Genomic DNA, 26,279 nt, shown 5'->3' on the forward strand with positions numbered 1-26,279 from the left:
CTGATCTACATCGTCATCGCGGTGGCGATCATCTACATCCCGATCAAGCTGGGCGGCTTCGACGACATCTTCGCCAAGGCCGGCGACGCCTACTCGCAGGTCAACCCCGCCACCGGCAAGCCGCGCGGATCCCTGGCCCCGGGCGAGACCGCCCAGTGGGCGTACGGCACGCTGGCGCTGGGCTCGGCGCTCGCGCTGTTCATGTACCCGCACTCCATCACGGCCGTGCTCTCCAGCCGCAGCCGCGACGTCATCCGCCGCAACACCACCGTGCTGCCGCTGTACTCGCTGATGCTCGGCCTGCTGGCGATGCTCGGCTTCATGGCGCTGGCCAGCGGTGTCGGCGCCGGGGTCAAGGGCTACAACGGCCAGCTGGCGATCCCCCAGCTGTTCGAGAACATGTTCCCGTCCTGGTTCGCGGGCGTGGCCTTCGCCGCGATCGGCATCGGCGCGCTGGTGCCGGCGGCGATCATGTCGATCGCCGCGGCCAACCTCTTCACCCGCAACATCTACAAGGACTTCCTCAAGCCCGACGCCACCCCGGCGCAGGAGACCCAGGTCTCCAAGGTGGTCTCGCTGCTGGTCAAGGTCGGCGCCCTGGTCTTCGTCCTCACCATGGACAAGACGGTCGCGATCAACTTCCAGCTGCTGGGCGGCATCTGGATCCTGCAGACCTTCCCCGCCCTGGTCGGCGGCCTGTTCACCCGCTGGTTCCACCGCTGGGCGCTGCTGGCGGGCTGGGCGGTCGGCATGGTCTACGGCACCTGGGTGGCGTACGGCGTGGCCAGCCCGGCCCAGAAGCACTTCGGCGGCTCCTCCGACACCATCCCGGTCATCGGCCAGATCGGCTACATCGGCCTGACCGCCTTCGTGCTCAACGTCGTGGTGACCGTCGTCCTCACCTTCGTCCTGCGGGCCCTCAAGGCCCCAGAGGGCGTCGACGAGACCAGCCAGGCCGACTTCACGGCCGACGCCGGCGACCCGGGCGTGCAGAAGGACCTGCCGGTGGGCGCCGGTCACTGACCGCCGCACCGGCCACGAGCACGGGCCGCCGCCCTGGGACGGGGTGGCGGCCCGTCGTCATGCGGTACGGGCGGCCGGCACCGGGCAGCGGAAGGTGCGCCGGTACGCCTGGGGGGTGGTGCCCACCCAGCGGGCGAAGTGGTGGCGCAGGGTGGCCGCGTTGCCGAATCCGGCGCGCGCGGCGACGGCGTCCACCGTCTCGTCGGTGCCCTCCAGCAACTCCCTGGCCAGCAGGACGCGCTGGCCCAGCAGCCAGCGGTAGGGCGTCGTACCGGTCTCCTGCTGGAAGCGGCGGGCGAAGGTGCGTGGCGACATGTGCGCCCGGGCGGCCAGTTCGTCGACGGTGACCTCGCGGTCCAGGTGCCGTTCCATCCACGCCAGGACCTCGCCCACGGTGTCGCAGCGGGTGCGCGGCAGCGGTCGGTCGACGTACTGGGCCTGGCCGCCCTCCCGGTGCGGCGGCACCACCATGCGCCGGGCGATGGCGTTGGCCACGTCGCTGCCCTGCTCCTTGCGCACCAGGTGCAGGCAGGCGTCGATCCCGGCGGCGGTGCCGGCCGAGGTGATCACCGGGTCCTCGTCCACGTAGAGCACGTCGGGCTCTACCCGCACCCGGGGGTAGCGCCGCGCCAGTTCCTCCGCGTGCTTCCAGTGGACGGCGCAGCGGCGGCCGTCCAGCAGGCCGGCGGCGGCCAACGCGAAGACCCCCGAGCAGACGCTGAGCACCCGCGCCCCGCGTCCGACGGCACGGTTCAGCGCGTCCAGCAGCTCCGGCGGGTACTCCCGGTCCACATAGGAGTCGCCGGCCGGCACCGCGACCAGGTCGGCCTCCTCCAGCCGTTCCAGTCCGTGCCGGGTGCCGACGGTGAACCCGGCGGGCGTCGTCAGCGTCGGGCTCTCCGCGGAGGCCACGGCGAAGTCGTAGGCCGGCAGACCGTCGTCCGACCGGTCGATTCCGAACACCTCGCAGACGACCCCGAGTTCGAAGGGATGGACTCCGTCGAGCAGGACCACGGCCACGTTCTGCAGCATGCCTCCAGGATGGCAGACCGGCCGTAGGGCGTGGCAGGATTTCGCGGTAGCACGTCAGTCCTGCCACTCCCGGCAGGGCCGCGCGAGGAGGAGAGTCGAGGGCATGGAAACCTTCCTCGCCACGGTCACCGCACTGGTCTTCTTCCTGGCCCTGGCCCTCGCGGCCCTGACCGGACACGTCCACGACTCCCGCGACGGCCACGACTGGCACCGGTGAACTCGTCGCTCTGTAACCGCGTCGACACAACATCTGGTGGTGTCACCAGCGGGCGCCACTAGATGTATGCTCAACTCCGCTGTCGCCGCAGGGGAAGCCGGTGGGAATCCGGGACTGCCCCGCAACGGTGTGCGGGCGCCCCAGGGCATACCCGCGAGTCCGAGTACCTGCCGACGGCACCGTCCGGCGCGCCGTCCGGACGGTGAAGTGTCCGGGCCTCGCGGGTTGGGCCGGCGGACGCGCCGCGGCATGCCCTGGCCTGCCCCGCGTGCGCCCCGTCGCTCCTCCGCGTCGCCGCCGTACGAGGGAGAGAGCACACGTGACCATCGCGCCCGCCGCACCCGCCACCGCATCGGACCCTGCCTCAACCGGGGCCGAACTGCTGCGCACCCTGACGGAACTGACCGCAGACCTCCCCGACACCGACCCCGGCCGGGTCGCCGCCGCCGCGCTGCGCGGCCGCAGTGCCGCCGCGGACGAGGCGGAACTGCGGGCGCTGGCCACCGAGGCCGCCGCCGGACTGATCGCGGAGGACCCGCAGTACTCGCGGCTCGCCGCCCGTCTGCTCACCCTCGCCATCGCCGACGAGGCGGCGGGCGAGGGCGCGGTCTCCTTCTCCGCGTCCATCGCCGTGGGCCACCGCGAAGGCCTGATCGCCGACGGCACCGCCGCCTTCGTCGCCGAGCACGCCGGCCGGCTGGACGCCCTGGTCGACACCGCGCTCGCCGACGGCGCCGACGACCGCTTCGGCTACTTCGGCCTGCGCACCCTGCACAGCCGCTACCTTCTGCGCCACCCGATCTCCCGCCAGGTCGTCGAGACCCCGCAGCACTTCATGCTCCGCGTCGCCTGCGGCCTGGCCGAGGACGGCACCAGCCGCTCGGTGGACGAGGTCGCGGCGCTCTACGGACTGATGAGCCGGCTGGACTACCTGCCCAGCTCCCCCACGCTCTTCAACTCCGGCACCCGGCACCCGCAGATGTCCTCCTGCTACCTGCTGGACTCCCCGCTGGACGAGCTGGACTCCATCTACGACCGCTACCACCAGGTGGCCCGGCTGTCCAAGCACGCCGGCGGCATCGGTCTGTCCTACTCCCGCATCCGCTCCCGCGGCTCGCTGATCCGCGGCACCAACGGGCACTCCAACGGCATCGTCCCGTTCCTGCGCACCCTCGACGCCTCCGTCGCCGCCGTGAACCAGGGCGGCCGCCGCAAGGGCGCGGCCTGCGTCTACCTGGAGACCTGGCACGCGGACATCGAGGAGTTCCTGGAACTGCGCGACAACACCGGCGAGGAGGCGCGCCGCACCCACAACCTGAACCTGGCGCACTGGATCCCGGACGAGTTCATGCGCCGTGTCGACACCGACGGCACCTGGTCGCTGTTCTCCCCCGCCGACGTGCCCGAGCTGGCCGACCTGTGGGGCGAGGAGTTCGACGCCGCCTACCGCAAGGCCGAGGCCGCGGGCCTGGCCCGCAAGACCCTCCCGGCGCGGGAGCTGTACGGCCGCATGATGCGCACCCTCGCGCAGACCGGCAACGGCTGGATGACCTTCAAGGACGCCTCCAACCGCACCGCCAACCAGACCGCCGAGCCCGGCCGCGTCATCCACTCCTCCAACCTCTGCACGGAGATCCTGGAGGTCACGAACGACGGCGAGACCGCGGTCTGCAACCTCGGTTCGGTCAACCTCGGTGCGTTCGTGGGTGAGGACGGCTCGATCGACTGGGAGCGGCTGGACGCCACCGTCCGCACCGCCGTGACCTTCCTCGACCGCGTCGTGGACATCAACTTCTACCCGACCCGCGAGGCCGCCGCCTCCAACGAGCGCTGGCGCCCGGTGGGCCTGGGCGCGATGGGCCTGCAGGACGTCTTCTTCAAGCTGCGGCTGCCCTTCGACTCCGCCGAGGCCAAGGTGCTCTCCACCAGGATCGCCGAGCGCATCATGCTCGCCGCCTACGAGGCCTCCTGCGACCTGGCCGAGCGCCACGGCCCGCACCCGGCCTGGTCGCAGACCCGCGCCGCCCGCGGGGTGCTGCACCCGGACCACTACGACACCGCGGAGAACTGGCCGGAGCGCTGGGAGGCGCTGCGCGCCCGCGTCGCCGCCACCGGCATGCGCAACTCGCTGCTGCTGGCCATCGCCCCGACCGCCACGATCGCCTCGATCGCCGGCGTGTACGAGTGCATCGAGCCGCAGGTCTCCAACCTCTTCAAGCGCGAGACGCTCAGCGGTGAGTTCCTCCAGGTCAACTCCTACCTGGTGGCCGACCTGAAGAAGCTCGGCGTCTGGGACGCGCAGACCCGCGACGCGCTGCGCGAGTCCAACGGCTCCGTCGAGGGCTTCACCTGGATCCCCGCGGACGTCCGCGAGCTGTACCGCACCGCCTGGGAGCTGCCGCAGCGCGCCCTGATCGACATGGCCGCGGCCCGTACGCCGTACCTCGACCAGAGCCAGTCGCTCAACCTCTTCATGGCCTCGCCCACCATCGGCAAGCTCAGCTCGATGTACGCGTACGCCTGGAAGCAGGGCCTGAAGACGACGTACTACCTGCGCTCCCGCCCGGCCACGCGCATCGCCCAGTCCGCCCGCGCGGCCGCCCCCATCCCCGTGCAGGCGACGACGCCCGACGCCGACGCGATCGCCTGCTCCCTTGAGAACCCCGAGTCCTGCGAGGCCTGCCAGTGATGAGCTCCACCAAGAACCTGCTCGACCCGGGCTTCGAACTGACCCTGCGTCCGATGCGCTACCCGGACTTCTACGAGCGCTACCGCGACGCCATCAAGAACACCTGGACCGTGGAGGAGGTCGACCTCCACTCCGACGTCGCCGACCTCGCCAAGCTGTCCGCCGGCGAGCAGCACATGATCGGCCGGCTGGTCGCCTTCTTCGCCACCGGCGACTCGATCGTGGCCAACAACCTCGTGCTGACGCTCTACAAGCACATCAACTCCCCCGAGGCGCGGCTGTACCTGTCGCGGCAGCTCTTCGAGGAGGCCGTGCACGTCCAGTTCTACCTGACGCTGCTCGACACCTACCTGCCCGATCCCGAGGAGCGCACGGCCGCGTTCGCGGCCGTGGAGAACATCCCCTCCATCCGCGAGAAGGCGCAGTTCTGCTTCCGCTGGATGGACTCGGTGGAGTCCATCGACCGCCTGGAGAGCAAGGCGGACCGCCGCCGCTTCCTGCTCAACCTGATCTGCTTCGCGGCCTGCATCGAGGGCCTGTTCTTCTACGGCGCCTTCGCGTACGTGTACTGGTTCCGCTCGCGCGGCCTGCTGCACGGGCTCGCCACCGGGACCAACTGGGTGTTCCGCGACGAGTCGATGCACATGGACTTCGCGTTCCACGTCGTCGACACCGTCCGCGCGGAGGAGCCCGACCTCTTCGACGAGGAGATGGTCAAGCAGGTCACCGCGATGCTGGAGGAGGCCGTCGAGGCCGAGCTCCAGTTCGCCCGCGACCTGTGCGGCGACGGCCTGCCCGGCATGAACACCGACTCCATGCGCGAGTACCTGCAGTGCGTCGCCGACCAGCGCCTGGTCCGCCTCGGCCTGCCGGCCCGCTACGGCTCGGAGAACCCGTTCTCCTTCATGGAGCTGCAGAACGTCCAGGAGCTGACCAACTTCTTCGAGCGCCGCGCCTCCGCGTACCAGGTGGCGGTCGAGGGCACGGTCTCCTTCGACGACGACTTCTGATCCGCGCGTCCCCGCACCGCGGGGGGTGGGGCCCGGCCGCATCGGCCGGGCCCCACCCGCGGTCACTTCAGGGCGACCGCGTCGGCGGCCGAGGTCACCTGGGCCGTCGTGGTCGTGCCCGGGAAGAACCAGCGCCAACTGCCCGCCGCGGTGGCGGTCACCTTGGTGCTCAGGCCACCGGTGCTGCTCGTGGTGGCCGTCTTGACGGTGCTCCACTTCGTGGAACCCGCCTTCTTGAACTGCAGCTTGACGGGCTGCCCGGCGTAGCCCCAGTACTTCAGGCTCTGCCAGCTCGCCCGCGTGAGCTTGCCCTTGACGGTCAGGGTGCGCCCCTTGACGACCGGCTCGGGCCCGGCGTCGGTGGTGAGCACCGAGGCGCGCTTCACCTTGAACCGGGCGATGTTGTCGCTGATCCAGTAGTCGCCGTCGTTCGCGTGCACGGTGGCGTCGACCCGCCAGACGCCCGCGACCTGGTTGGCGTTCCAGTCCGGATCACCCACCACCGACGGACGGATCCACTCCGGGTAGATCGTCAACGTACCCGTGCACACCGACGTGGTGGCGCTCTTCTTCACGCAGCGGGTGTCGAAGGTGTCGCCGGGGCCCCACCCGTTCTTCACGTTGATGGCACCCACCCTCGAGACCTTCTTGACCCCCGAGTTGTCCCTGATCGTCATGACGATCGGGAACTCGATGGCCTTCTTCGTCCCGACGATCACATTGGTGCCGTGGTCCACCACCGTCTTGATGACGCGGATGTCCCCCCGCCCCTCCGCGTGCGCGGCCGGCGCCGTCAGGACGACCATCGCCGCAGCGCCCGCCGCGGCGGCCGTCAGCGCTCTGTGTCGCATGTCCCTCCCCTGTTCGTCCCCGACGTGATCACGCCGGGAACACACAGATTAACGGCAGGCGTCGATCAGTCGTCCGGGAGCCGGGTTCGCCCCGCCGACCACGTACTCCTCGCTGGGCTCGTACTCCCAGGACCAGCTCACTGACCCACCGCCGTGCGGGCCTGGTTGAAGATCGCCCGAATCTCGGCCATGGCCGCCGTCCACGCCGGATCGTCCCGGTCAAGCGTCCGGGCCGCGTGCTCCGCCGAGCGCAGGCGTCCCGCAGTGTCGAGGTCACGGGCGATCTCGACGTGGACGGCCCACGCAGTGAGGAGTCCGCGCAGCGGCTCGATCGAGCCCGGGTCGACGGAGAGGGCGATCGCCTCGTTCTTCTGCCGCTCCATCTCCGCGAGGCGGTGCGGGGCCACCTGCGCAAGTGCCGTGCGGAGTGCGTCGGACGTCCTCACCGGCCGTGCGATGAGTTCTGCCCCGTGGTGCTCGGGCTGGGTGGTCATGATGCGGTCCTCCTCCGGGGTACCGCAGCTCAGCCCAGCCACTTGCCTCGTGCCACGACGCCGGTCCCACACGGGTTCGGGCACCGCGCGCCGGGCGAGGCCGGTCCGCGGTGCCGCCGCGGCCGATCAGTCGTTCGGGACCGTCTCGTACTTCGGGGTCGACTCCGCCATCTGCTTCAGCGCGTCCTTGCGGTCGCGCTTGGAGAGCCGGTCGATGTAGAGGTAGCCGTTGAGGTGGTCGGTCTCGTGCTGCAGGCAGCGGGCGAAGAAGCCCGTGCCCTCGACGACGATGTCGTTGCCGTGCAGGTCCTGGCCGCGGCAGACCGCGTAGTCGGGGCGCGGCAGTTCGGCGTACGCGCCCGGCACGGACAGGCAGCCTTCGTTGCCGTCGTCGAGGACGCGGCGCTCGGCGGGGAGGTCGTCGACGACGGGGTTGACCACGTGGCCGACGTGGCGGACGCCGTCGTCGTCCGGGCAGTCGTACACGAAGACCCGCAGGGGCACGCCGATCTGGTTGGCGGCGAGGCCGACGCCCTCGGCGGCGTGCTGGCTGGCGAACATGTCGTCGATCAGTGCGGCCAGCTCGTCGTCGAAGGACGTGACCGTCGTGCACGGGTGGTGCAGCACCGGGTTGCCGACGACCGTGACGGGGCGGGCCGTGCCGCGCTCGCGGTGGGCGGCCTCGCGCTCCTCCGCGTCCGTCACGTCGTCGGTGAATGCGGTCTGCTCGGTCTCCTGCTGGGACATGGTCCGTCGTACGCCTTCCTGGGGCCTTCACCAAAGCTCAATGGCCCATCAAGGGTACGTGCCCGCGGAGGGGTCAGCAGACCTCTTCGAGATCGCGCCAGTCACGGGTGTCCGGGCTGTCGGCGACCCAGCTGTCCAGCAGGCCCCGCACCAGCCCGACGGGGGCCGCGATGCCGCACTCGCGCTCGGGTGCCCACAGGGCGCCGGGGGTGCGGTGGCTGAGGTGGCCGGGGTGGCCGGGTTCGCCCTGGTCGTGCGGGTCGCGTGAGCCGTCGGAGCCGTCGTCGGTCGGCATCCGGCTCTCGGAGCAGGTGCGGCACAGCAGACGTACGGAGGACGACCAGTCCTCCGCGGCGTAGCCGGCGTCGGCGGCGAGCTGCTCCAGGGCGTCGCGGTCCGACTCGGTCGCCGCCTCCAGCAGGACGAGCCAGGTCGGCACGGGCGAGGGCGCCCACAGCTCGATCTCGTCGAAGACGGGGTACGTGGCGCCGTCGGCGGTGCGCCGCTCGCCGTGCGGGACGCCGTCGTGCAGCACGACCTCGCCCCAGCGGCGGCCGGAGGACGGCAGCGGGATGCTCAGCACCTCGATGCGGGCCGGGTCGATCCGGCGGCCCCACACCACCTCCGCCTCGCCCTCCGGGGAGAGCCGCACCGCGGAGCTGCCCAGCGCCATCTCGACGGGGCCGGTCCCGGCGGCGTCGGGCCGCAGCCCGTAGGCCTGCCAGGCGCGGCGGGCCAGCGGCCAGTCCTGGAGTGCGGTGGCGGCGATGCCGACGTTCCACCAGTCGGGGGCGCCGGGGGCGCGGTCCAGCAGGGCGACGGCCCGCAGGCCGGTGGTGCGGGCCTGCTCCCAGTCGTGCCGGAACTTGTGCAGCAGAGCGAGGTTGTACCAGGACTCCGAACGCCAGGGCTCCAGGTCGGCCGCACGGATGAGCAGCGCACCGGCGTCCTCGTACCGCCCGTCGCTGATCAGCGTGAACGCCCGGTCGGTCGCCTGCCGCCAGGTGGCGGACGGCCGATGCCGTGCCCTGCCGAAGATCCTCAAGGTGTCCCGCCTGCCGTTCGCGTTCGCTGGTGCTCCACGGTGCCCCGTCCGTTCCCCCACGTCCCGTGCTCAGCGGTGCTCATCAGTCCTCCTTGCCATCGGCAGGGCCTGTCACACACGGCCGGGCTCGTCGGTTTGGCAGCATCGGCGCCATGGTGCGCCTCTTGAGCGCTCTGCGCCTCTGCGGGCATCCAACCATGCCCCTTGGTGCGCCCGCTCATTACCGGTGGGTTCACTGCCCTGCCCGGGCAACGACCCTGGTCAGCGCCTCAACCACGCGAGGGTCGTATTCGTGCGCGGTATCGAGGCGTAACCGCTCCAGCGCCTGCAGCCCCCGGCCCACGGCCGTACCGCCTCCGGCCAGGTCCTCGTAGGCGTTGGCCGTACGCACGATGCGTCCGGCGAGCGGCTGCTCCCGGTACGGATCGGCCTGGCCCTCCACGATCCGCGCGACTTCCTCGGGGGCACCCGTCCGGCGTACGACCTCCGCCCCGAGCAGCGCGATGCGGCGGCGTTCCACCTGATCGAGGGACGAGGTGGCGCCGCCGGGCACGGGGTCGACGAGGGAGAGCTGGCCGATGTCGTGCATCAGCGCGGCGTGCTCCAGGGCCGCCAGCGCCTTGCCGCCCAGGCCGAGTTCGCGTCCCATGGCGTGGCTGAGGGCGCTGACCCGGCGGGCGTGCCCGGCCGGGGTGTAGCCGGCGACCTCGGTGGCCCGGGCCAGCGAGGCGATGGTCTCCCGGTGGGTGGCCCGGATCGCCGCGTGCCGCCGGAAGGCCGTCTGGGTCAGCAGCAGCGGCACCCCGCACACGGGCAGCGCCCACAACCCGGCGGCCTGCTCGGCCTGCGCCAGCACGACCCCGCCGGCGCACACGGCCGAGCCGACGCCCGGCAGCACGGCCAACTCGTCGCGCAGGACGGAGGCGAAGGGATGTCCGGCGCGGGCGGCGCCCAGCACGGCGGCCAGCACGGCGTCGCAGAGGATCGTGCTGGCCAGCAGCAGGACGGCGTACCCCGGATGGCCGCCGCTGCCGCCGTACAGCGGCTGCGCGGTCGCGGCCGCGAACGCCACGGTCAGCACCCGGCGTGCCGCCGCGTCGCGGGTCGCGCCCCGCAGTTGCCCGGCGACCACCGCGGCGGCGGAGACCGCCACGACGACCGCCACCGCCTCGGCCGCGAGCAGCGCGTAGGCCAGGGCGCCGGCGAAGGCGACGGGGGCGGCCTCCCGGCCCTCGGGCTCCGGGATCCGCAGCGCCTCGCCGACGACGACCAGCGCCCCGAACGCGGCTGCCGCCGCGGGATCGGCGACGCCGTGCACCGCCGTCCACACCGACGCGGCGCCGCCCACGGCGAGCGCGAGCCCGTGGACGGCGAACACGACGGAGGGCGTGCGCCGGCGATGACGCCGGTGGTCGCCGCCGCCGCGGCGTCCGGAGGCGCTCACGGGCGGGGCTCGGGGGTGCGGTGGGGCGGGGCCTCACGCCGGGCGTGGCGTCTGGCCTGCGCCGGGGCGAAGGGCTCCGGCTCGTCGGCGGTGACCGCCGGGTTCCAGCCCTCCCTGCGGACGGCGCGGACCAGGGCCTGCACCATGAGCGGGTCGAAGTGGCTGCCCGCGCAGCGGCGCAGCTCCCCCAGGGCGTCGTCGACGCCGCGGGTGGCCTGGTAGGCGCGGGTGGAGGTCATCGCGTCGAAGGCGTCGGCCACGGCCACCAGCCGGGCGGAGGACGGGATGGCCTCGCCCGCCAGGCCGTACGGGTAGCCCGATCCGTCGAGGCGTTCGTGGTGGTGGAGGATCGCGGTACGGGCGTCGTCGAGGAAGGCGATGCCGCGCACCATCTCGTGCCCGTATCCGGGGTGCAGCTCGATGATCCGCCGCTCCTCCGGGGTGAGTGGGCTGTCCTTGCGCAGCACCCGGGTGGGCACCCCCAGCTTGCCGATGTCGTGCAGGATGCCGGCCAGCCGCAGGGCCTCCACCCGCTCGGGCGGCAGCCCGATCTCACGGGCGATCAGCGCCGAGGCCCGGCCGACGCGCTCGCTGTGGCCCCGGGTGTAGCGGTCCTTGATCTCCACGGCCTGCACCAGCGCCCGCACCGTAGCCTGGTGCGCGGCCCGCTCGCGGCGCGCCTGGCCGACGACCCAGCGCGCGATGTGCGTCGGCAGCAGGGCCAGGACCGCGGCCACCGCCCCGTACGGGCCCTGCCAGAGCACCGCGGCCATGAGCCCCACCAGGCCGTAGGTGAGGTGCGGGGCGAGCGGCTCCAGCAGGGACTCCCGCCAGGCCGCGGCGGGGGCGGTGCGCTCGGCGGTGACCAGCACGCCGGCGGTGAGGGCCGCGGAGTACAGGCAGAAGGCGAGGACGGCGGCGAGCGCGGGCACCAGCAGTCCCGGCAGCCGCGCGAAGGGGCCGTCCCCGAAGGCGGTGCGCACCTGGGCGGCGGCGGCCGTCGCCAGGGCGAGCTGCGCGGCGTGCCACACGCGGCGCACCGGGCGCGGCTCTCCCCGTACGGGCGCCAGCAGCCCGCCGGGCACGGCGACGAGAGCGGCCGCGCCCGGGGGTAGCAGGAGCGCGGCCGTGAAGAGCACCGGGGGCAGTGACGCCCCCGTGCGTTCCCCCGCCGCGTAGAGCGCCGCCAGCACCGCGGCGGTCGCCCAGGGAGTGCCCTCGTGGGGGCCGGTGACGAGGGCGCCGCACGCCGACACCACGACGACCGGGATGTAGACCCGAGCCGCGACGGGGAGCATCCGGACCGCCCGCTTCGCACGCACCCCACCGAGGCTAGGGGCGCGGCCGCCGCCCGGTGGGCGAGCGGCCGCGATTCCCGCCTTCGGGTGATCCCGGGTGACCCGGCGGTGCGGTGTTCGTCAGGCGGCCGGCGAGCCGGTCGGCGCGTTGCCGCCGTCGGCCGGCTCCGGCACCGGCGCCACGTCGCCCGCGCGGATCAGCTCGATCCGCGTGAGCACCTTGGCGCGCAGGTCCGTGGGCACGTCGTCGTGGCCGCAGCAGCGCTTGACCAGCTTCTTGACGGCCTGCTCGAGGCCGTACTTCTCCAAGCAAGGGTGGCACTCGTCGAAGTGCTGCTTGAACTTGGCGCAGGCGTCGTCGGACATCTCGTTGTCCAGGTACTCGTAAAGGTGTTCGAGTACCTCGGAGCAGTCCGTCTCATGCGGGTTGCCGCAGCTCATGTGCCCGAGCCCTTCTCGTCTCCCGCGCCCGCCGGGACGAGCCCGCGCTCCCGCGCGTAGTCCTCCAGCAGCGAACGCAGCTGCCGCCGCCCCCGGTGCAGGCGGGACATCACCGTACCGATGGGGGTTCCCATGATGTCGGCGATCTCCTTGTAGGCAAAGCCCTCGACGTCCGCGAGATACACCGCGATCCGGAATTCCTCCGGGATCGCCTGCAGCGCCTGCTTCACGTCCGAGTCGGGAAGGTGGTCCAGGGCCTGGGACTCGGCGGAGCGCAGACCCGTGGACATGTGCGACTCGGCGCGCGCCAGCTGCCAGTCCTCGATCTCCTCCGTACCGCTGCGCTGGGGCTCGCGCTGCTTCTTCCGGTAGGAGTTGATGAAGCTGTTGGTGAGGATGCGGTACAGCCACGCCTTCAGGTTGGTGCCCTCACGGAACTGGTGGAACGACGCGTACGCCTTCGCGTACGTCTCCTGCACCAGATCCTCGGCATCGGCCGGGTTGCGGGTCATGCGCAGCGCCGCCGAGTACATCTGGTCCAGGTACTCCAGGGCGTCCCGCTCGAAGCGCGCGCTGCGCTCCACGTCGGACTCCGGAACCACCTGCACCTCAGGCACCTCGGACGGGCTGTCGTCGTTGCCGCTGACCGGACCCACCTCCTCCACGACGGTCACGGGGCCGTAAGCGGACCCCACGCCATCGGAGGATATCCCGGGCGGGATCGGCGCGCTGTTCCTGCTCGTCCCGCCCGTCGACGGCCACTCCGGCCACGACAGGTAGGGCGCCTCGGCACGTGCGCGGCACTCGGCTCTGACCATCCGGCTGCCTTCCTCACTGTGCGTACGTTCTTTCGTGCGGACGACTCGCACAACACGGGCCACGCACCGCTCATTCCCGAAGCGGCGGCAGTTCCTCCAGCCAGCCCAGCACCGCGTCCGTGATGACGCTCAGTGCAGCCTCCTGGGTGAGGTCCGCGGACTTCGGCACGGCGAACCCGTGGTCGGCGAAGGGCACCCCGACCGGCTCGTACCCCTCGGGGAACTCCTCGGGGCGGCCGAAGGGGTCGCGGCCGCCCTGGACGACCAGGAGCGGCAGGCCCGCCGTCCCCGGCGCGAGGAGCTCGTCCCCGCGGGACTTCTCCGGCCTGCCCGGCGGGTGGAGCGGGAAGGACAGCGCCAGCACCGCGACCGCGCCCAGCTCCGCCGCCGTACGGCAGGCCACCCGGGCCCCCGCGCTGCGGCCGCCCGCGACGACCCGCGCGCCGGGCCGGGCCAGCGCGGGCCACAGCGCCGTCCACGCGGCGTCCAGGGTCTTCAGCGCGGGCGCCAGCTTCCTGCCGGCCACCCGCCAGGGCTGCTCCACCAGCGCGACCGTCCAGCCGCGCGCCGGCAGGGCCTCGGCCAGGGCCCGCAGGTCGCGCGCCTCCACGCCGCCTCCGGCACCGTGGCCCAGCGCCACGACGGCACGGGGGCGACGGGCCCGGTGCCAGGTGACGCGCGCGTCCCCGGCGGGCGTCGGCACGGTCTCCATGATCTCGCTCACAGCGGCCAGTCTGGCACCGCGGGCGGTCAGAACAGCGTCGCCTCCTCGGGCGCCGCTATCGGTTCGACCAGCTCCGGCCCGTTGTTGCGGACGTTGCTCACCTCGGTGCGCACCGGGTACGCGCGCAGCATGCCGGGGCGCGGCGGCGCGAGCAGCCCGCGCAGCTCCTCGACATCGGTGCGCGCGGGGTCGAGCCACTCGTCCCAGCGGTCGGGGGTGATCCACAGCGGCATGCGCGGATGGATCCCGGCCAGCGACTGCGGACCGCCGGGGCGCTCGCCGGCGTCCGCGAAGGGCTCGGTCTCGGCCTCCGTGGTGATGACGGTGCAGGTGACCCACCAGGCACGCGGGTGCTCGTCGGGCAGGGTGCGGTCGCGCCAGAACTCGTACAGCCCGGCCATCGCGAAGACCGAGCCGTCGACGGGGGTGACGAAGTACGGCTGCTTGCGGGACCGCTTCTTCTTCCCCTGCTCCTCCAGCTGCCGCTCGTCCTTGCCGGTGACCCACTCGAAGTAGCCGTCGGCGGGCAGCAGGCAGCGGCGCGAGGCGAAGGGGCGGCGGTAGGAGGCCTTCTCGTGCACGGTCTCGGCGCGCGCGTTGATCATCTTGACGCCGGTGTCGGGTGTCTTCGCCCAGCTCGGCACCAGCCCCCAGCGCAGGGCGCGCAGCTGCCGCACCACCTCGCCCGTCTCCTTGTCCGGCCGCTCCAGCACCGCGTAGGTGCCGTCGGTGGGCGCGACGTTCCAATTGGGGTCCAGTGCCTCGGTGGGATCCCATTTCTGCACGTCGAACAGCCCGATGAGGTCCTCGGGGCTCCGGCTCGCTGCATATCGACCGCACATGAGTGTCAGATTGCCACGGCGCGGACACAGCCGGGCGTCGTATGGTGCGGAACCGTGCAGCTCATCGACTCCCTCCTCGGCACCCAGCCCGCGCCCTCCTCCTGGCTGGTGGGCGTCACCGCGGCCGTCGCCCTGGCCGCGGTGCTGCCGCACGCCATATGGCGGCTCTCCCGCAACGCGATCACGATCGCCCACGAAGGCGGTCACGGCCTGGTCGCCCTGCTGTCCGGACGGCAGCTGCAGGGCATCCGGCTGCACTCGGACACCTCGGGCCTGACCGTCTCCCGCGGCAAGCCGTACGGCCTCGGCATGGTCCTCACCGCGGCGGCCGGTTACACCGCCCCCTCCCTGCTCGGCCTGGGCGGGGCCCTGTTGCTCGCGGCCGGGCACATCACGGCGCTGCTGTGGGGGGCGACGGCCCTGCTGCTGGTGATGCTGGTGATGATCAGGAACGCGTACGGGGTGCTGACGGTGTTCCTGACCGGTGGCCTCTTCCTGCTGGTGTCCTGGCTGACCGAGCCCGCGGTCCAGGCGGTGTTCGCCTACCTCGTGGTGTGGTTCCTGCTGTTCGGGGGCGTGCGGCCGGTGCTGGAACTCCAGCACAAGCGGCGCGGCGGCGCGGCCCCCGGCTCGGACGCGGACCAGCTGGCCCGGCTGACGCACACCCCTGCGGCACTGTGGATGCTGTTGTTCTACGCGGTGGCGCTGCTGTCGCTGTTCGGCGGCGGCCGCTGGCTGGTGGGTCTGTAGCCCTTGCGAGCGGGTAACTGTTTCCTTCAGGTTTCGTCCGCTTTGTGAGCGATTCGCCTTCTGCTTGAGCCACTACGCTTGGGGCCATGACCGGTAACCCCGCGCACACCGCCCTGTGGCCCGCGCCGCTCGCGTCCGCCCCCGTCCAGGCGACGGTCACCGTGCCCGGATCCAAGTCGGTCACCAACCGCGCCCTGGTGCTCGCGGCGCTCGCCTCCGAGCCGGGCTGGCTGCGCCGTCCGCTGCGCAGCCGCGACACCGTGCTCATGGCCGACGCGCTGCGCGCCATGGGCGTCCAGATCGACGAGGTGGTCAACCCCTACGGCGGCGAGGCGTGGCGGGTCATCCCGGCCGGGCTGCACGGACCGGCCACGGTCGACGTCGGCAACGCCGGCACGGTGATGCGGTTCCTGCCGCCCGTCGCCGCGCTCGCCGACGGCCCGGTGCACTTCGACGGGGACCCGCGCAGCCACGAACGCCCGCTGAACGGGGTCATCGACGCGCTGCGCTCGCTGGGCGCCCGCATCGACGACGAGGGCCGCGGCGCGCTGCCGCTGACCGTGCACGGCGGCGGGGCGCTGGACGGCGGCCCGGTGTCGGTCGACGCGTCCTCGTCCTCCCAGTTCGTCAGCGCGCTGCTGCTGTCCGGCCCCCGCTTCAACCAGGGCGTCGAGGTGCGGCACACCGGTCCGACGCTGCCCTCGCTGCCGCACATCAAGATGACGGTGGAGATGCTGCGCCGCGCCGGCGCCAAGGTCGACACCCCGGAGAACGGCGGCGAGCCGAACGTGTGGCGGGTCGACGCGGGCGCGTTGCTCGGCGTCGACGTCACCGTCGAGCCGGACCTCTCCAACGCCCAGCCCTTCCTGGCCGCCGCGCTCGTCACCGGCGGCCGCGTGGTCGTCCCCGACTGGCCGCGCCGCACCACCCAGCCCGGTGACGCGCTGCGTGACCTGTTCACCCGGATGGGCGGTTCGTGCGAGCTGACGGACTCGGGCCTGGTCCTCACCGGCTCCGGCCGGATCCACGGCATCGACGCCGACCTGTCGGAGGTCGGCGAACTCACCCCCGGCATCGCGGCGGTCGCCGCGCTCGCCGACTCCGAATCCGTGCTGCGCGGCGTGGGCCACCTTCGGCTGCACGAGACGGACCGGCTGGCCGCGCTGAGCAAGGAGATCAACGAGCTCGGCGGCGACGTCACCGAGACCGAGGACGGACTGCGCATCCGGCCGCGGCCGCTGCGCGGCGGCGTCTTCCACACCTACGACGACCACCGACTGGCCACCGCGGGCGCCGTCCTGGGCCTGGCCGTCGACGGCGTCCTGGTCGAGAACGTGGCCACCACCGGCAAGACCCTCCCGGACTTCCCCGAGATGTGGACGGCCATGCTGGGCGCGGCGCCGGCGGCCCCCGCGTCCCCGGTGCGGGCCTGAACGATGCGGCGCTACAGCAAGCACACCGACGAGGACGACGTCCGGGTCCGCCCGAACCGCAAGGGGAACCGGCCCCGCACCAGCATCCGGCCCAAGCACGAGGACGCCGAGGAGGGCTTCGTCCTCACCGTCGACCGCGGCCGCGTCACCTGCCTCGTCGAGGACCGCACGGTCACCGCGATGAAGGCCCGCGAGCTGGGCCGCAAGGGCATCGTGGTCGGCGACCGGGTGGGCATCGTCGGCGACCTGTCCGGGGAGAAGGACACCCTGGCGCGGATCGTGCGCGTCGAGGAGCGCAGCTCGGTGCTGCGCCGTACCGCGGACGACACCGACCCGTTCGAGCGGGTGGTCGTCGCCAACGCGGACCGGCTCGCCATCGTCACCGCCCTCGCCGACCCCGAGCCGCGGCCCCGGCTCATCGACCGCTGCCTGGTGGCGGCCTACGACGCCGGTCTCGAACCGCTGCTGGTGCTCACCAAGTCCGATCTCGCGCCGGCCGGACCGCTCCTGGAGACGTACGCGCCGCTGGGCGTCCCCTATGTGGTGACCAGTCACGAGAACTTCGACGCCGGGGCGACGGAGGCCGTGCGCGAGCACCTGAAGGACCGCGTCACCGCCTTCGTCGGCCACAGCGGCGTCGGGAAGACCACCCTGGTCAACGCGCTGGTGGAGCGTCAGCGCGCGACCGGCCACGTCAACGCGGTCACCGGCCGGGGCCGGCACACCACCACCTCCGCGCTCGCGCTGCCCCTGCGCGCCGAGGAGGGGTGGGTCATCGACACCCCCGGCGTACGTTCCTTCGGCCTGGCCCACATCGACCCGTCCCGGGTCATCCACGCCTTCCCCGACCTCGAGCCGGGCACGGCGGACTGCCCGCGAGCCTGCAGCCACGACGAACCCGACTGCGTGCTGGACGCCTGGGTCGCCGACGGGCACGCCGAACCCGCCCGTCTGTTCTCGCTACGGCGGCTGCTCGCGACGCGTGAGCGCAAGGAAGGGGACTGAGACGCCATTTCCGGGCATGCTGTGTGATGATCGCTCATCGACAGACGGAAACGGGAGGGCGTTCGATGGCCTGGCTCCTCGTGGTGGTCGCCGGTCTCCTCGAAACCGGCTTCGCGGTCTCCCTCAAGCTCTCCCACGGGTTCACCCGCCTGTGGCCGACCATCGCGTTCTGCGCCTTCGCGCTCGGCAGCTTCGGCCTGCTCACGCTGGCCCTGAAGAAGCTGGACGTCGGGGCGGCCTACGCGGTGTGGACGGGCATCGGGGCCTCGGGGACGGCGATCTACGGCATGGCCTTCCTCGGTGACGTCGTCTCGACCCTGAAGCTGATCTCCATCAGCCTGGTCGTCCTGGGCGTCATCGGGCTCCAACTCTCCGGCTCCACCCATTGATCCGGCTCCACCCATCGATCCGGCTCCACCCACCGATCCGGCCCCGCCCACTGATCCGGCTCCGTCACCAGCCGCGCTGGAGGAGCCCCCGGACCAGCCGGGCGATCCGCCGGCACGCCTCCTCGTCGGAGCCGGCGGGCGCGACGACGTAGGAGACGGTGACGCGGACCGCGGTCCCGCAGGCCCAGTCGGCCTCGGCCCGGTCGAGCGCGGGGAAGCGTCGCCCGAGCGCGGTGACGGCGCGCGCACGGAAGGCGTCGAGCAGCTCGGCGGGCGCGATAGGGGTGTCGTCCTTGCGCGGCCGCCGGCCCGGGAGCCGGGGCAGCGGCACCGGCACGACGGCAGCGGCGGGGACCCGGTCCCCGCGGCAGCCGGTGAGCACCGCGCGCACCAGCGGGCTGCGGCGGGCACTGTGCAGGGTCCAGGCGGTCGCCGCGGCGAAGCAGTCGCCGGCGTCGGCGCCGTGCCGCCCGGCGGTGTCCAGGGCGCGCTCCACGCCCGCCAGGAACGCCTCGGCCTCCCGCCGTGCCAGGGCCCGCGCGAGCCCCTCCTTGGTGCCGAACTCGTTGTAGAGGGTCTGCCGCGACACCCCGGCGACGGCCGCGACGTCCACCATCCTGACCGTCGCCCAGGACCGGTCGCCGAGTGCGGACAGTGCCGCGTTCAGGAGTGAATCACGCGCTGTCGGCACGTTCGCCTCCAAGCGTCCCAAGCGGTCTCAAGCGTTCCCGAGCGGTCTCAACCGGCGCCGAGCGGCCTCAGAGGGCTGTGGGCTCAGAATTGACGCGCCGTCGGTCCGTGTCAACCCCGCCCGCGTACCCTGCGTGACCTCGACCTGCCACGATCGATACTGTTCGCTCCATGCCGGACTTCAACGACGATCTGCGCCTCGCGCACATCCTTGCCGACGCCGCCGACGCCGCCACCATGGAGCGCTTCAAGTCCCTGGACCTCAAGGTCGAGACCAAGCCCGACATGACGCCGGTCAGCGAGGCGGACAAGCGGGCCGAGGAACTGATCCGCAGCCAGCTAGGGCGGGCCAGGCCGCGCGACGCCGTGCTCGGCGAGGAGTACGGCACCGAGGGCAGCGGCCCGCGGCGCTGGATCGTCGACCCGATCGACGGCACCAAGAACTACGTCCGCGGGGTGCCGGTGTGGGCCACCCTGATCGCCCTGATGGTGCGCGGCGAGGGCGGCGACGAGGGCGTGGTCGGCATGGTGTCCGCGCCCGCCCTGGGGCGCCGCTGGTGGGCGGTGAAGGGCGGCGGGGCGTACACCGGGCGCAGCCTGTCCTCCGCCACGCGGCTGCGGGTGTCGCAGGTCGGCCGGCTGCAGGACGCCTCATTCGCGTACTCCTCGCTGAGCGGCTGGGAGGAGCAGGGCCGGCTGGACGGGTTCCTCGACCTGACCAGGTCCTGCTGGCGGACGCGTGCCTACGGTGACTTCTGGCCGTACATGATGGTCGCCGAGGGCTCCGTGGACATCTGCGCCGAGCCCGAGCTGAGCCTGTGGGACATGGCGGCGAACGAGGTGATCGTGCGCGAGGCCGGCGGCCGCTTCACCAGCCTGGACGGCACCCCGGGGCCGTACGGCGGCAACGCGGCGGCGTCCAACGGCCTGCTGCACGAGGAGATGCTCGCCCACCTGAACCGCGCGTGACTCCCCGCCCCCTCACACTACCGATCAACCTCCGCACGCCCCTTGCTGCGGCCCCCGGCGCATGTGAACATGAGAATGCGTGAGCTTGTGCATTTGTGAAACTGTTCTCAAGACGGCCACGACGCAGCCCGAGGGGTATCCCATGCTCGTACGCGACGCCATGAGCACGGTCGTTCTCACGGTCGGTCCCGCCCACACCCTCCGCCAGGCCGCCCGGCTGATGTCCGCCCGACGGGTGGGCGCCGCGGTGGTGCTGGATCCCGACACCTGCGGTCTCGGCATCCTGACCGAGCGCGACATCCTCAACGCCATCGGTGCGGGGCTCGACCCCGACCACGAACTCGCCGCCGCCCACACCACCACCGACGTGGTCTTCGCCGCGCCCCGGTGGACCCTGGAGGAGGCCGCCGCCGCGATGGTGCGCGGCGGATTTCGGCACCTGGTGGTGCTGGACGACCGCAACCCGGTCGGCATGGTCTCGGTACGCGACATCGTGCGCTGCTGGCAGCCCGTGCACGCGACCCTGGCGGGCTGACGGCCGGCCCGGGACATGGATCGGAGGGGGCCGGGCGCCTGGACGCACCCGGCCCCCTCCGGGCCTGTGGGACGGACTCCGCTCAGCCGCGCAGGGCCTGGACGGCGGCCTCCAGCCGCTTGCCGAAGTCCTCGTCGGCGCGGCGGAAGTTGCCGATCGCCCGCTCTGCGATGTCGGCGCGCGACACCTTGGCGATGAAGCCGGAGAGGTTGGCGACCAGGCGCGCCTTCTCCGCCTCCGACATCAGCCGGTAGAGGTTGCCCGCCTGCACGAAGTCGTCGTCCTCGGCGTGCGAGGGCGCCTCGTGGTTGCCGGTGTGCCCGGTGACCGCGGTGGCCGACCACAGGGGGCGGTCGGTCTGGGCCGGACCGCCGAAGCTGTTCGGCTCGTAGTTGCGCTCTCCGCCGTGGCGGCCGTCGTAGAGGGCGCCGTCGCGGCCGTGGGTGCGCGCCTCGGTCGCGTGCGGGCGGTTCACCGGCAGGTGGTCGGCGTTGATGCCGACGCGGTAGCGGTGGGCGTCGCCGTAGGCGAAGAGCCGGCCCTGCAGCATCTTGTCCGGGGACGGGCCGATGCCGGGCACGAAGTGCGCCGGGGAGAAGATCGACTGCTCGACCTCGGCGAAGATGTTCCGCGGGTTGCGGTTGAGCTCCAGCCTGCCGATCTCGATCGGCGGGTAGTCCTCGTGCGGCCACACCTTGGTGAGGTCGAACGGGTTGAAGCGGTAGCCCGCCGCCTCGGCCGCGGGCATGATCTGCACCTGCACGGTCCAGCTGGGGAACTCACCGCGCTCGATGGCCTCGCGCAGGTCGCGCTGGTGGGAGTCGGGGTCCGTACCGGCGACCCGGTCGGCCTCGTCCTGGGTGAGGTTCCGCACGCCCTGGTCGGTCTTGAAGTGGTACTTGACCCAGAAGACCTCGCCGGCCTCGTTGGCCCACTGGTAGGTGTGCGAGCCGTAGCCGTTCATGTGGCGGTAGCTCGCAGGGATGCCGCGGTCGCCGAACAGCCACGTCACCTGGTGCGTCGACTCCGGGGACAGGCTCCAGAAGTCCCAGACGTTGTCCGCCTCCTGGGAGCCGGTGTACGGGTCGCGCTTCTGGGTGTGGATGAAGTCCGGGAACTTGACGGCGTCCTTGATGAAGAACACCGGGGTGTTGTTGCCGACGAGGTCGTAGTTGCCCTCCTCGGTGTAGAACTTCAGCGCGAAGCCCCGGGGGTCGCGCACCGCGTCCGGCGCGCCGAGGTTGCCGGCCACGGTGGAGAACCGCAGGAAGGTCTCCGTCTGCTTGCCGACCTCGGAGAGGAACTTCGCCCGCGTGTACTTCGTCACGTCGGCGGTGACGGTGAAGGTGCCGTAGGCCCCCGCGCCGCGGGCGTGCACCACGCGCTCCGGGATGCGCTCGCGGTTGAAGCGGGCGAGCTTCTCCAGCAGCTGCTGGTCCTGGACCAGGACCGGCCCTCCGGGGCCCGCGGTCTCGCTGTTCTGGTTGTCCGCGACCGGGGCGCCCGCCTCCGTGGTCAGCGGGCCGGTCTCCTGAGCCGTCACGTGCTCTCCCTGGGTTGGTGCTGTGCCGTGGCCTTCGCCGGATGCGATCCTACAATGGACTAAGTCCAAGTCAAGAAGGGCCCCAAACTCGTACCCGGTCGGAACACGGACCGTCACTGTTAAGCTGTTCGCATCCCACTGATAGGTGAACCGGAATGAGTGACCTGCTGGAACGACTGCGCGGCCGCGGATGGCGCATGACCGCGCAGCGGCGCGTCGTGGCCGAGGTCCTGGACGGCGACCACGTCCACCTGACCGCCGACGAGGTGCACGCCCGGGCGGCGGCCCGGCTGCCCGAGATCTCCCGCGCGACCGTCTACAACACGCTGGGCGAACTGGTCTCGCTCGGCGAGGTCATGGAGGTCGCCACCGACGGCCGCGCCAAGCGCTACGACCCCAACGCCCACCGTCCGCACCAGCACCTGCTGTGCTCCGGCTGCGGCACGATCCGGGACGTCCACCCGCACGGGAACCCGCTGACGGACCTGCCCGACGCGGAGCGCTTCGGCTTCACGGTCTCTGGCGTGGAGGTCACCTACCGGGGCCTGTGCCCCGCCTGCGCCTGACGCTGCGCGGCCCGCCGCACGCGTTCCGCGGCCTTCCGCACCTCCGGCTCCGGCCGTGTGCGGCCCACCCACACCGTCTCCACCGGCACCTGGCCCGCCACCTTGGCGAGCGCCTCGAAGGCCTCCCTGGCCACCCCGGGATCCCGGTCCACGGCCAGCGGCGCCATCTGCGGCAGCAGCCCCTCCCGGGGGAGGAGCCGGCCCGCCGCCCGCACCGCGGCCCGGCGCACCACCGGCGGCCACGGGGTGCGCGCCTCACGTGCCAGCCGCAGCAGCAGGGGTGCGTCCGAGGCGTCCCCGCACTCCCCCAGCCCCGTCACCAGCCCCGCCACCAGCCGCGGCGGGCTCTGCGGGCCGCAGCGCAGCAACTGCCTCCGGTACGCCAGCGCCGGGGGCTCGCCCCTGCTGTACAGCCGCCAGCGGGCCTGCGCGCGCACGATCCGCGCCGGGTCGGCCAGCGGCGCGGTCAGCCGGGCCGCCGGCACGTCGTCCGGCAGCGCCGCGACCGCCAGCTCCCGCACCGCCGCCGAGCGGGCCCACAGCAGCCGCCCCGCCTGGTCCGGGTCCATCTGCAGCAGCCGCTCGGCGCACAGCCTGCGGCACAGCTGGTCCGGGTCGCGCAGCGCGGTGCGCACCAGGTCCCCGCGGACGAACTCACCGAGCTCCAGGGCCAGCTCGACCCCGAACCGCCGGGTCAGCGGGTCCGCGTCGGCCGCCAGCGCACGCACCGCACGCCGGGCCTCGGGAGCCGCCAGCACCCCGCGGTACTCCTCGGCGGTGTGCGTCGCCCGGCTCCGCCCGCGCAGCCTCAGCAGCAGCCGTACGGCCGCGGCGGCCTCGTCCGGGGCGGTGCGGCGCAGCAGCGCCGCCAGGGCGCGTTCGCGGACCTGGTCCACCCAGTCTGCCGTCCGCAGCGCGAGGGCAGACGCCACCAACGGCCCGCCGTGCACCGCCAGCCCCTCCACGGCGGCCTGCCGCGTCCGGCCGTCCCGGTCCATCGCGGCCAGCAGCAGGCGCAGGGGTTCCACGTCACCCGGCACCAGGGGCGCGCCCTCCTCCACCCGGGCGGCACGGTCCATCAGCAGCCACAACCGGGGCGGCGCGGCCGCCAGCGCCTTCAGTGCCGCCGCGCGGTCGTAGGCGGCGTCCTCGTCCACCGCGGCGCCCCGCAGCTCACGGAGCAGCTCCTCCACGTCCGCAGCCGCGCACAGCCGACCCCACCGCGTCACATCCATGAGTTCCGTCGGCCGCCGCTTACGCCGCCTGCGCAGCAACCCCGCCTCCTCGCGCCGCCTGAGGGCCTGTCCTCAGGATCGCGCGCCGGCGCCGGCCGGCCCAGGACCGTCCGCACCCTTTTGCCCGAACCATGCCTGGGCTGTACCTAACGCATACGAGAAGGGCCCGGAAGCCTTGGCTTCCGGGCCCTTCCCTTTCAGTAGCGGGGACAGGATTTGAACCTGCGACCTCTGGGTTATGAGCCCAGCGAGCTACCGAGCTGCTCCACCCCGCGTCGTTGTGTCCCTAGGTTAACCTGCCGTTCCTGAGCAGCGCAAATCGCTTCTCAGGCGGAGAGCTCGTGCTCCAGGGCGTCGGTCAGCCGGGCCGCCCGCTCGGCCACCTCGGCGGGGCCGCACTCCACGGCCCGGGCGCACCACGCCTGGGCGTCCGCGAGCTGTCCGTGCCGTGCGGCCAGCAGGGCCAGCCGCAGCGCGGCGCGTCCGTGCCCCGCGTCGGCGGCCCGGGTCCACCACAGGGCCGCCTCCGGCTCCGCGCCCTCGCGGGCGAGGAGCAGCCCCAGGTTGAAGGCGCCGTTGCGGCTGCCGCCCTCGGCGGCCTCCCGGTACCAGTGGGCGGCGTCGACGACGTCCCCGCGCTTGGCGGCGCACATGCCGAGCCGCACCTGGGCGCGGCGGTGCCCCTGGCCGGCGGCGCGGGCGTACCACTCCTCGGCCTCGACGGCGGTCTCCGGCGCGTCCTGGGCGTCCAGCAGCGCGCCGAGCCGGAAGGCGCCCTCCGGGCTGCCGCCGCCCGCGGCGCAGCGAAGGTGCCGCTCGGCGCCATGCGCGTCGCCCTCCTTCTGCAGGGCAATGGCCACCTGGAGCGCGGCCTCGCCGTGCCCGCTGGCCGCCGCGCGCTCGTACCAGCGGCGCGCCGTGACGTCGTCGCCCCGCCCGGCGTACAGGATGCCGAGGTTGAAGGCGGCGTCCACGCTGCCCGCCTCCGCGGCCTTGGAGAACCAGGGCTCGGCGCCCGCCGCGTCGCCGCGCTGCAGCAGCAGCACGGCGAGCGCGTTGGCGGCCTCGCGGTGCCCGGTGTAGGCGGCCTTGCGGTACCACTGCTCGGCCTGGGTCGTGCGGCCCTGCCCGGCGCAGAGCAGACCCAGGTTGAAGGCGCCGTTGACGTCCCCCGCCTCCAGGGCGGCCCGGTACCAGCGCTCCGCGGTCTGGGTCTCGCCCTCCTGGGCGTGCAGCGCGCCCAGGGCGTTGGCGGCGTTGCCGTCACCGGCGTTGGCGGCGCGCCGCCACCAGGTGGCGGCGCCGTCCACGTCCCCCGCGTCGCGCAGCAGGAAGCCGAGCGCGCAGGCCGCGCGCGGCTCCCCGTCGCGGGCGGCGGTCAGGTACCAGCGCTTGGCCTCCTCGAACTCGCCGCGCTCCTCCAGGAGCGTGCCCAGGCGCAGGGCGGCCCTGCGGTGCCGGCGGGCGGCGGCCTGCCGGTACCACTGCTCCGCCTCGCGCTCCTCGCCGCGCTCGGCGCAGATGCCGGCGAGGCGGTAGGCGGCCTCGCGGTGGCCGTGCTCGGCGGCGGCGTGGAACCAGCGCTCGGCGCCGACGTCGCGGCGGTGGTCCAGGAGGTCGGCCAGCGCGTACGCGCCCAGGGTGTGCCCGGACTCGGCGGCCTGGCGCAGCCAGTACTCGGCGCCGGGCTCGTCGCCGCGCTCGCGGAAGTGCCGGCCGAGCGCGTGCGCGGCCGCGGCGGAACCGGCGACCGCGGCGATCCGCCACCAGGCGGCGGCCTCGTCGGCGTAGCCGCGCTGGTGCAGCAGCAGGCCCAGGTTGTTGGCGGCGGGGCGGTCCCCTCCGGCGGCGGCGCCGCGCAGATGGGGCTCGGCGCCCTCGAGGTCGCCGCGGCGCAGCAGCAGGGTGCCCAGCACGCTCATGGCCCCGATGTCGCCGTGCTCGGCGGCCCGCCGGTGGCGCGCCTCGAGTTCGGCCTCCTCGCGGGCCTCCAGGGTCTCCTCGTCCGGGAGTTCGGACTCGATGAGGCGCTCCTCGTCGAGACCGCCCACCCGCGGACCGGGGAGCAGGTCGGCGACGGCCGGCACGAGCGCGGCCCCGGCCGCGGGCACGGTCGTCCGCCCCGCGGACCCGGTATCCCGGATCTGACGAGCGTTCAGCAGCCTTGCACCATCCCCCATGAGGTCCATCGTCGCATCACCCGTACCCGCAGTACACCTGGTATGCGGCAAACCTGCACAGCTCGGCCGATCCCAGTTGGTCACTTCGTAGGTCACTACAGCGTTTTGTCGACTTCCCGACAGAGCGCCTGCCGAAACCTCAGCGGAAGGAGTTCCCCCCAACAAGTGAAAGGGCCCGGAGTCTATTGACTCCGGGCCCTTTCCAACAGTAGCGGGGACAGGATTTGAACCTGCGACCTCTGGGTTATGAGCCCAGCGAGCTACCGAGCTGCTCCACCCCGCGTCGGTGCACCAACAGTACCACGACGC

Annotated in this window: 25 protein-coding genes, 2 tRNA genes and 1 riboswitch; of the genes, 10 read left to right on the plus strand and 17 right to left on the minus strand. The window is 72.9% G+C overall.

Features of this window, described 5'->3' with window-relative positions; genetic code table 11:
• The coding region (locus ACZ7MY_RS32280; RefSeq protein ID WP_499606843.1) for a sodium:solute symporter family transporter at window positions 1-1,023 on the plus strand (1,023 nt) is incomplete at its 5' end.
• A 57-nt stretch (window positions 1,024-1,080) separates the two neighbouring features.
• Here the strand turns inward: ACZ7MY_RS32280 and ACZ7MY_RS32285 are convergent.
• Window positions 1,081-2,055, minus strand: coding sequence for a GlxA family transcriptional regulator (locus ACZ7MY_RS32285; protein WP_499606845.1), 975 nt, complete (start codon window positions 2,053-2,055; stop codon window positions 1,081-1,083).
• A 246-nt stretch (window positions 2,056-2,301) separates the two neighbouring features.
• Window positions 2,302-2,461: riboswitch (cobalamin riboswitch) on the plus strand.
• A 130-nt stretch (window positions 2,462-2,591) separates the two neighbouring features.
• Here ACZ7MY_RS32285 and ACZ7MY_RS32290 point away from each other — a divergent pair.
• Window positions 2,592-4,961: a ribonucleoside-diphosphate reductase subunit alpha gene (locus ACZ7MY_RS32290; RefSeq protein ID WP_499606847.1), complete on the plus strand. Its 2,370-nt coding sequence runs from the start codon at window positions 2,592-2,594 to the stop codon at window positions 4,959-4,961.
• Window positions 4,961-5,971 (plus strand): ribonucleotide-diphosphate reductase subunit beta, encoded by a 1,011-nt coding sequence (locus tag ACZ7MY_RS32295; RefSeq protein WP_499606849.1) that lies wholly within the window; start codon window positions 4,961-4,963, stop codon window positions 5,969-5,971. The genes ACZ7MY_RS32290 and ACZ7MY_RS32295 overlap by 1 nt, the downstream gene beginning before the upstream one ends.
• A 62-nt stretch (window positions 5,972-6,033) precedes the next feature.
• On the opposite strand, the gene ACZ7MY_RS32300 is transcribed toward ACZ7MY_RS32295, so the two are convergent.
• The 10 genes from ACZ7MY_RS32300 to ACZ7MY_RS32345 form a co-directional block, all read right to left on the minus strand.
• Window positions 6,034-6,822, minus strand: coding sequence for a hypothetical protein (locus ACZ7MY_RS32300; RefSeq protein WP_499606851.1), 789 nt, complete (start codon window positions 6,820-6,822; stop codon window positions 6,034-6,036).
• A gap of 137 nt (window positions 6,823-6,959) precedes the next feature.
• Window positions 6,960-7,316, minus strand: coding sequence for a DUF6247 family protein (locus tag ACZ7MY_RS32305; protein ID WP_499606853.1), 357 nt, complete (start codon window positions 7,314-7,316; stop codon window positions 6,960-6,962).
• Between the two features lie 126 nt (window positions 7,317-7,442).
• Window positions 7,443-8,063: a peptide deformylase gene (gene def, locus ACZ7MY_RS32310; protein ID WP_499606855.1), complete on the minus strand. Its 621-nt coding sequence runs from the start codon at window positions 8,061-8,063 to the stop codon at window positions 7,443-7,445.
• A 73-nt stretch (window positions 8,064-8,136) separates the two neighbouring features.
• Window positions 8,137-9,108: a tetratricopeptide repeat protein gene (locus tag ACZ7MY_RS32315; protein WP_499606857.1), complete on the minus strand. Its 972-nt coding sequence runs from the start codon at window positions 9,106-9,108 to the stop codon at window positions 8,137-8,139.
• 232 nt (window positions 9,109-9,340) lie between these two features.
• Window positions 9,341-10,552 (minus strand): HD-GYP domain-containing protein, encoded by a 1,212-nt coding sequence (locus ACZ7MY_RS32320; protein WP_499606859.1) that lies wholly within the window; start codon window positions 10,550-10,552, stop codon window positions 9,341-9,343.
• Window positions 10,549-11,850 carry an HD-GYP domain-containing protein gene (locus ACZ7MY_RS32325; protein ID WP_499607206.1) on the minus strand — a complete coding sequence of 434 codons (1,302 nt, stop codon included), beginning with the start codon at window positions 11,848-11,850 and terminating at the stop codon, window positions 10,549-10,551. Before ACZ7MY_RS32325 ends, ACZ7MY_RS32320 begins: the two co-directional genes overlap by 4 nt.
• Window positions 11,851-11,970: 120 nt before the next feature.
• Window positions 11,971-12,291, minus strand: a complete 321-nt coding sequence (gene rsrA / locus ACZ7MY_RS32330) for a mycothiol system anti-sigma-R factor (protein WP_499606861.1) — start codon at window positions 12,289-12,291, stop codon at window positions 11,971-11,973.
• Window positions 12,288-12,947 (minus strand): sigma-70 family RNA polymerase sigma factor, encoded by a 660-nt coding sequence (locus tag ACZ7MY_RS32335; protein ID WP_499607209.1) that lies wholly within the window; start codon window positions 12,945-12,947, stop codon window positions 12,288-12,290. Before ACZ7MY_RS32335 ends, rsrA begins: the two co-directional genes overlap by 4 nt.
• A 232-nt stretch (window positions 12,948-13,179) precedes the next feature.
• On the minus strand, window positions 13,180-13,821 hold the full coding sequence (locus ACZ7MY_RS32340) for an alpha/beta hydrolase family protein (protein ID WP_499607211.1): 642 nt from the start codon (window positions 13,819-13,821) through the stop codon (window positions 13,180-13,182).
• A gap of 38 nt (window positions 13,822-13,859) precedes the next feature.
• Complete coding sequence (locus ACZ7MY_RS32345) at window positions 13,860-14,675, minus strand: SOS response-associated peptidase (protein ID WP_499606863.1); 816 nt, start codon at window positions 14,673-14,675, stop codon at window positions 13,860-13,862.
• Between the two features lie 54 nt (window positions 14,676-14,729).
• Between ACZ7MY_RS32345 and ACZ7MY_RS32350 the strand changes: the two genes are divergently transcribed.
• The 4 genes from ACZ7MY_RS32350 (at window position 14,730) to ACZ7MY_RS32365 (ending at window position 18,252) form a co-directional block, all read left to right on the plus strand.
• Entirely contained in the window at window positions 14,730-15,425 is a 696-nt protein-coding gene (locus ACZ7MY_RS32350; protein ID WP_499606865.1) for a M50 family metallopeptidase, read from the plus strand.
• Window positions 15,426-15,511: 86 nt separating this feature from the next.
• Window positions 15,512-16,858 carry a 3-phosphoshikimate 1-carboxyvinyltransferase gene (gene aroA, locus ACZ7MY_RS32355; RefSeq protein WP_499606867.1) on the plus strand — a complete coding sequence of 449 codons (1,347 nt, stop codon included), beginning with the start codon at window positions 15,512-15,514 and terminating at the stop codon, window positions 16,856-16,858.
• Between the two features lie 3 nt (window positions 16,859-16,861).
• The gene (rsgA, locus tag ACZ7MY_RS32360; protein WP_499606869.1) at window positions 16,862-17,863 is read left to right on the plus strand and encodes a ribosome small subunit-dependent GTPase A; all 1,002 of its coding nucleotides are present in this window, start codon (window positions 16,862-16,864) and stop codon (window positions 17,861-17,863) included.
• 65 nt (window positions 17,864-17,928) lie between these two features.
• On the plus strand, window positions 17,929-18,252 hold the full coding sequence (locus ACZ7MY_RS32365; RefSeq protein WP_499606871.1) for a DMT family transporter: 324 nt from the start codon (window positions 17,929-17,931) through the stop codon (window positions 18,250-18,252).
• A gap of 64 nt (window positions 18,253-18,316) precedes the next feature.
• Here ACZ7MY_RS32365 and ACZ7MY_RS32370 read toward each other — a convergent pair whose 3' ends face one another.
• Window positions 18,317-18,943, minus strand: coding sequence for a TetR/AcrR family transcriptional regulator (locus ACZ7MY_RS32370; protein ID WP_499606873.1), 627 nt, complete (start codon window positions 18,941-18,943; stop codon window positions 18,317-18,319).
• Window positions 18,944-19,113: 170 nt separating this feature from the next.
• Here ACZ7MY_RS32370 and hisN point away from each other — a divergent pair, with 170 nt between their 5' ends.
• Together hisN and ACZ7MY_RS32380 are read left to right on the plus strand one after the other, a co-directional pair.
• Window positions 19,114-19,911 carry a histidinol-phosphatase gene (gene hisN / locus ACZ7MY_RS32375; protein ID WP_499606875.1) on the plus strand — a complete coding sequence of 266 codons (798 nt, stop codon included), beginning with the start codon at window positions 19,114-19,116 and terminating at the stop codon, window positions 19,909-19,911.
• Window positions 19,912-20,053: 142 nt separating this feature from the next.
• Window positions 20,054-20,446: a CBS domain-containing protein gene (locus tag ACZ7MY_RS32380; protein WP_499606877.1), complete on the plus strand. Its 393-nt coding sequence runs from the start codon at window positions 20,054-20,056 to the stop codon at window positions 20,444-20,446.
• A gap of 82 nt (window positions 20,447-20,528) precedes the next feature.
• Here ACZ7MY_RS32380 and ACZ7MY_RS32385 read toward each other — a convergent pair whose 3' ends face one another.
• Window positions 20,529-21,989: a catalase gene (locus ACZ7MY_RS32385; RefSeq protein ID WP_499606879.1), complete on the minus strand. Its 1,461-nt coding sequence runs from the start codon at window positions 21,987-21,989 to the stop codon at window positions 20,529-20,531.
• Between the two features lie 155 nt (window positions 21,990-22,144).
• On the opposite strand from ACZ7MY_RS32385, the gene ACZ7MY_RS32390 reads away from it, so the two are divergent.
• A complete protein-coding gene (locus ACZ7MY_RS32390) occupies window positions 22,145-22,555 on the plus strand; it encodes a Fur family transcriptional regulator (RefSeq protein ID WP_499606881.1) in 411 nt (136 codons plus the stop codon).
• Here the strand turns inward: ACZ7MY_RS32390 and ACZ7MY_RS32395 are convergent.
• The 4 genes from ACZ7MY_RS32395 to ACZ7MY_RS32410 form a co-directional block, all read right to left on the minus strand.
• Window positions 22,525-23,790 carry a hypothetical protein gene (locus tag ACZ7MY_RS32395; protein WP_499606883.1) on the minus strand — a complete coding sequence of 422 codons (1,266 nt, stop codon included), beginning with the start codon at window positions 23,788-23,790 and terminating at the stop codon, window positions 22,525-22,527. The genes ACZ7MY_RS32390 and ACZ7MY_RS32395 overlap by 31 nt on opposite strands.
• 201 nt (window positions 23,791-23,991) lie before the next feature.
• Window positions 23,992-24,065 (minus strand) — tRNA-Met (locus ACZ7MY_RS32400).
• Window positions 24,066-24,116: 51 nt separating this feature from the next.
• Entirely contained in the window at window positions 24,117-25,970 is a 1,854-nt protein-coding gene (locus tag ACZ7MY_RS32405; RefSeq protein WP_499606885.1) for a tetratricopeptide repeat protein, read from the minus strand.
• 209 nt (window positions 25,971-26,179) lie between these two features.
• Window positions 26,180-26,253, minus strand: a tRNA-Met gene (locus ACZ7MY_RS32410).
• Window positions 26,254-26,279 lie beyond the last annotated feature (26 nt).

Source organism: Streptomyces sp. NPDC111520 (assembly GCF_055635295.1).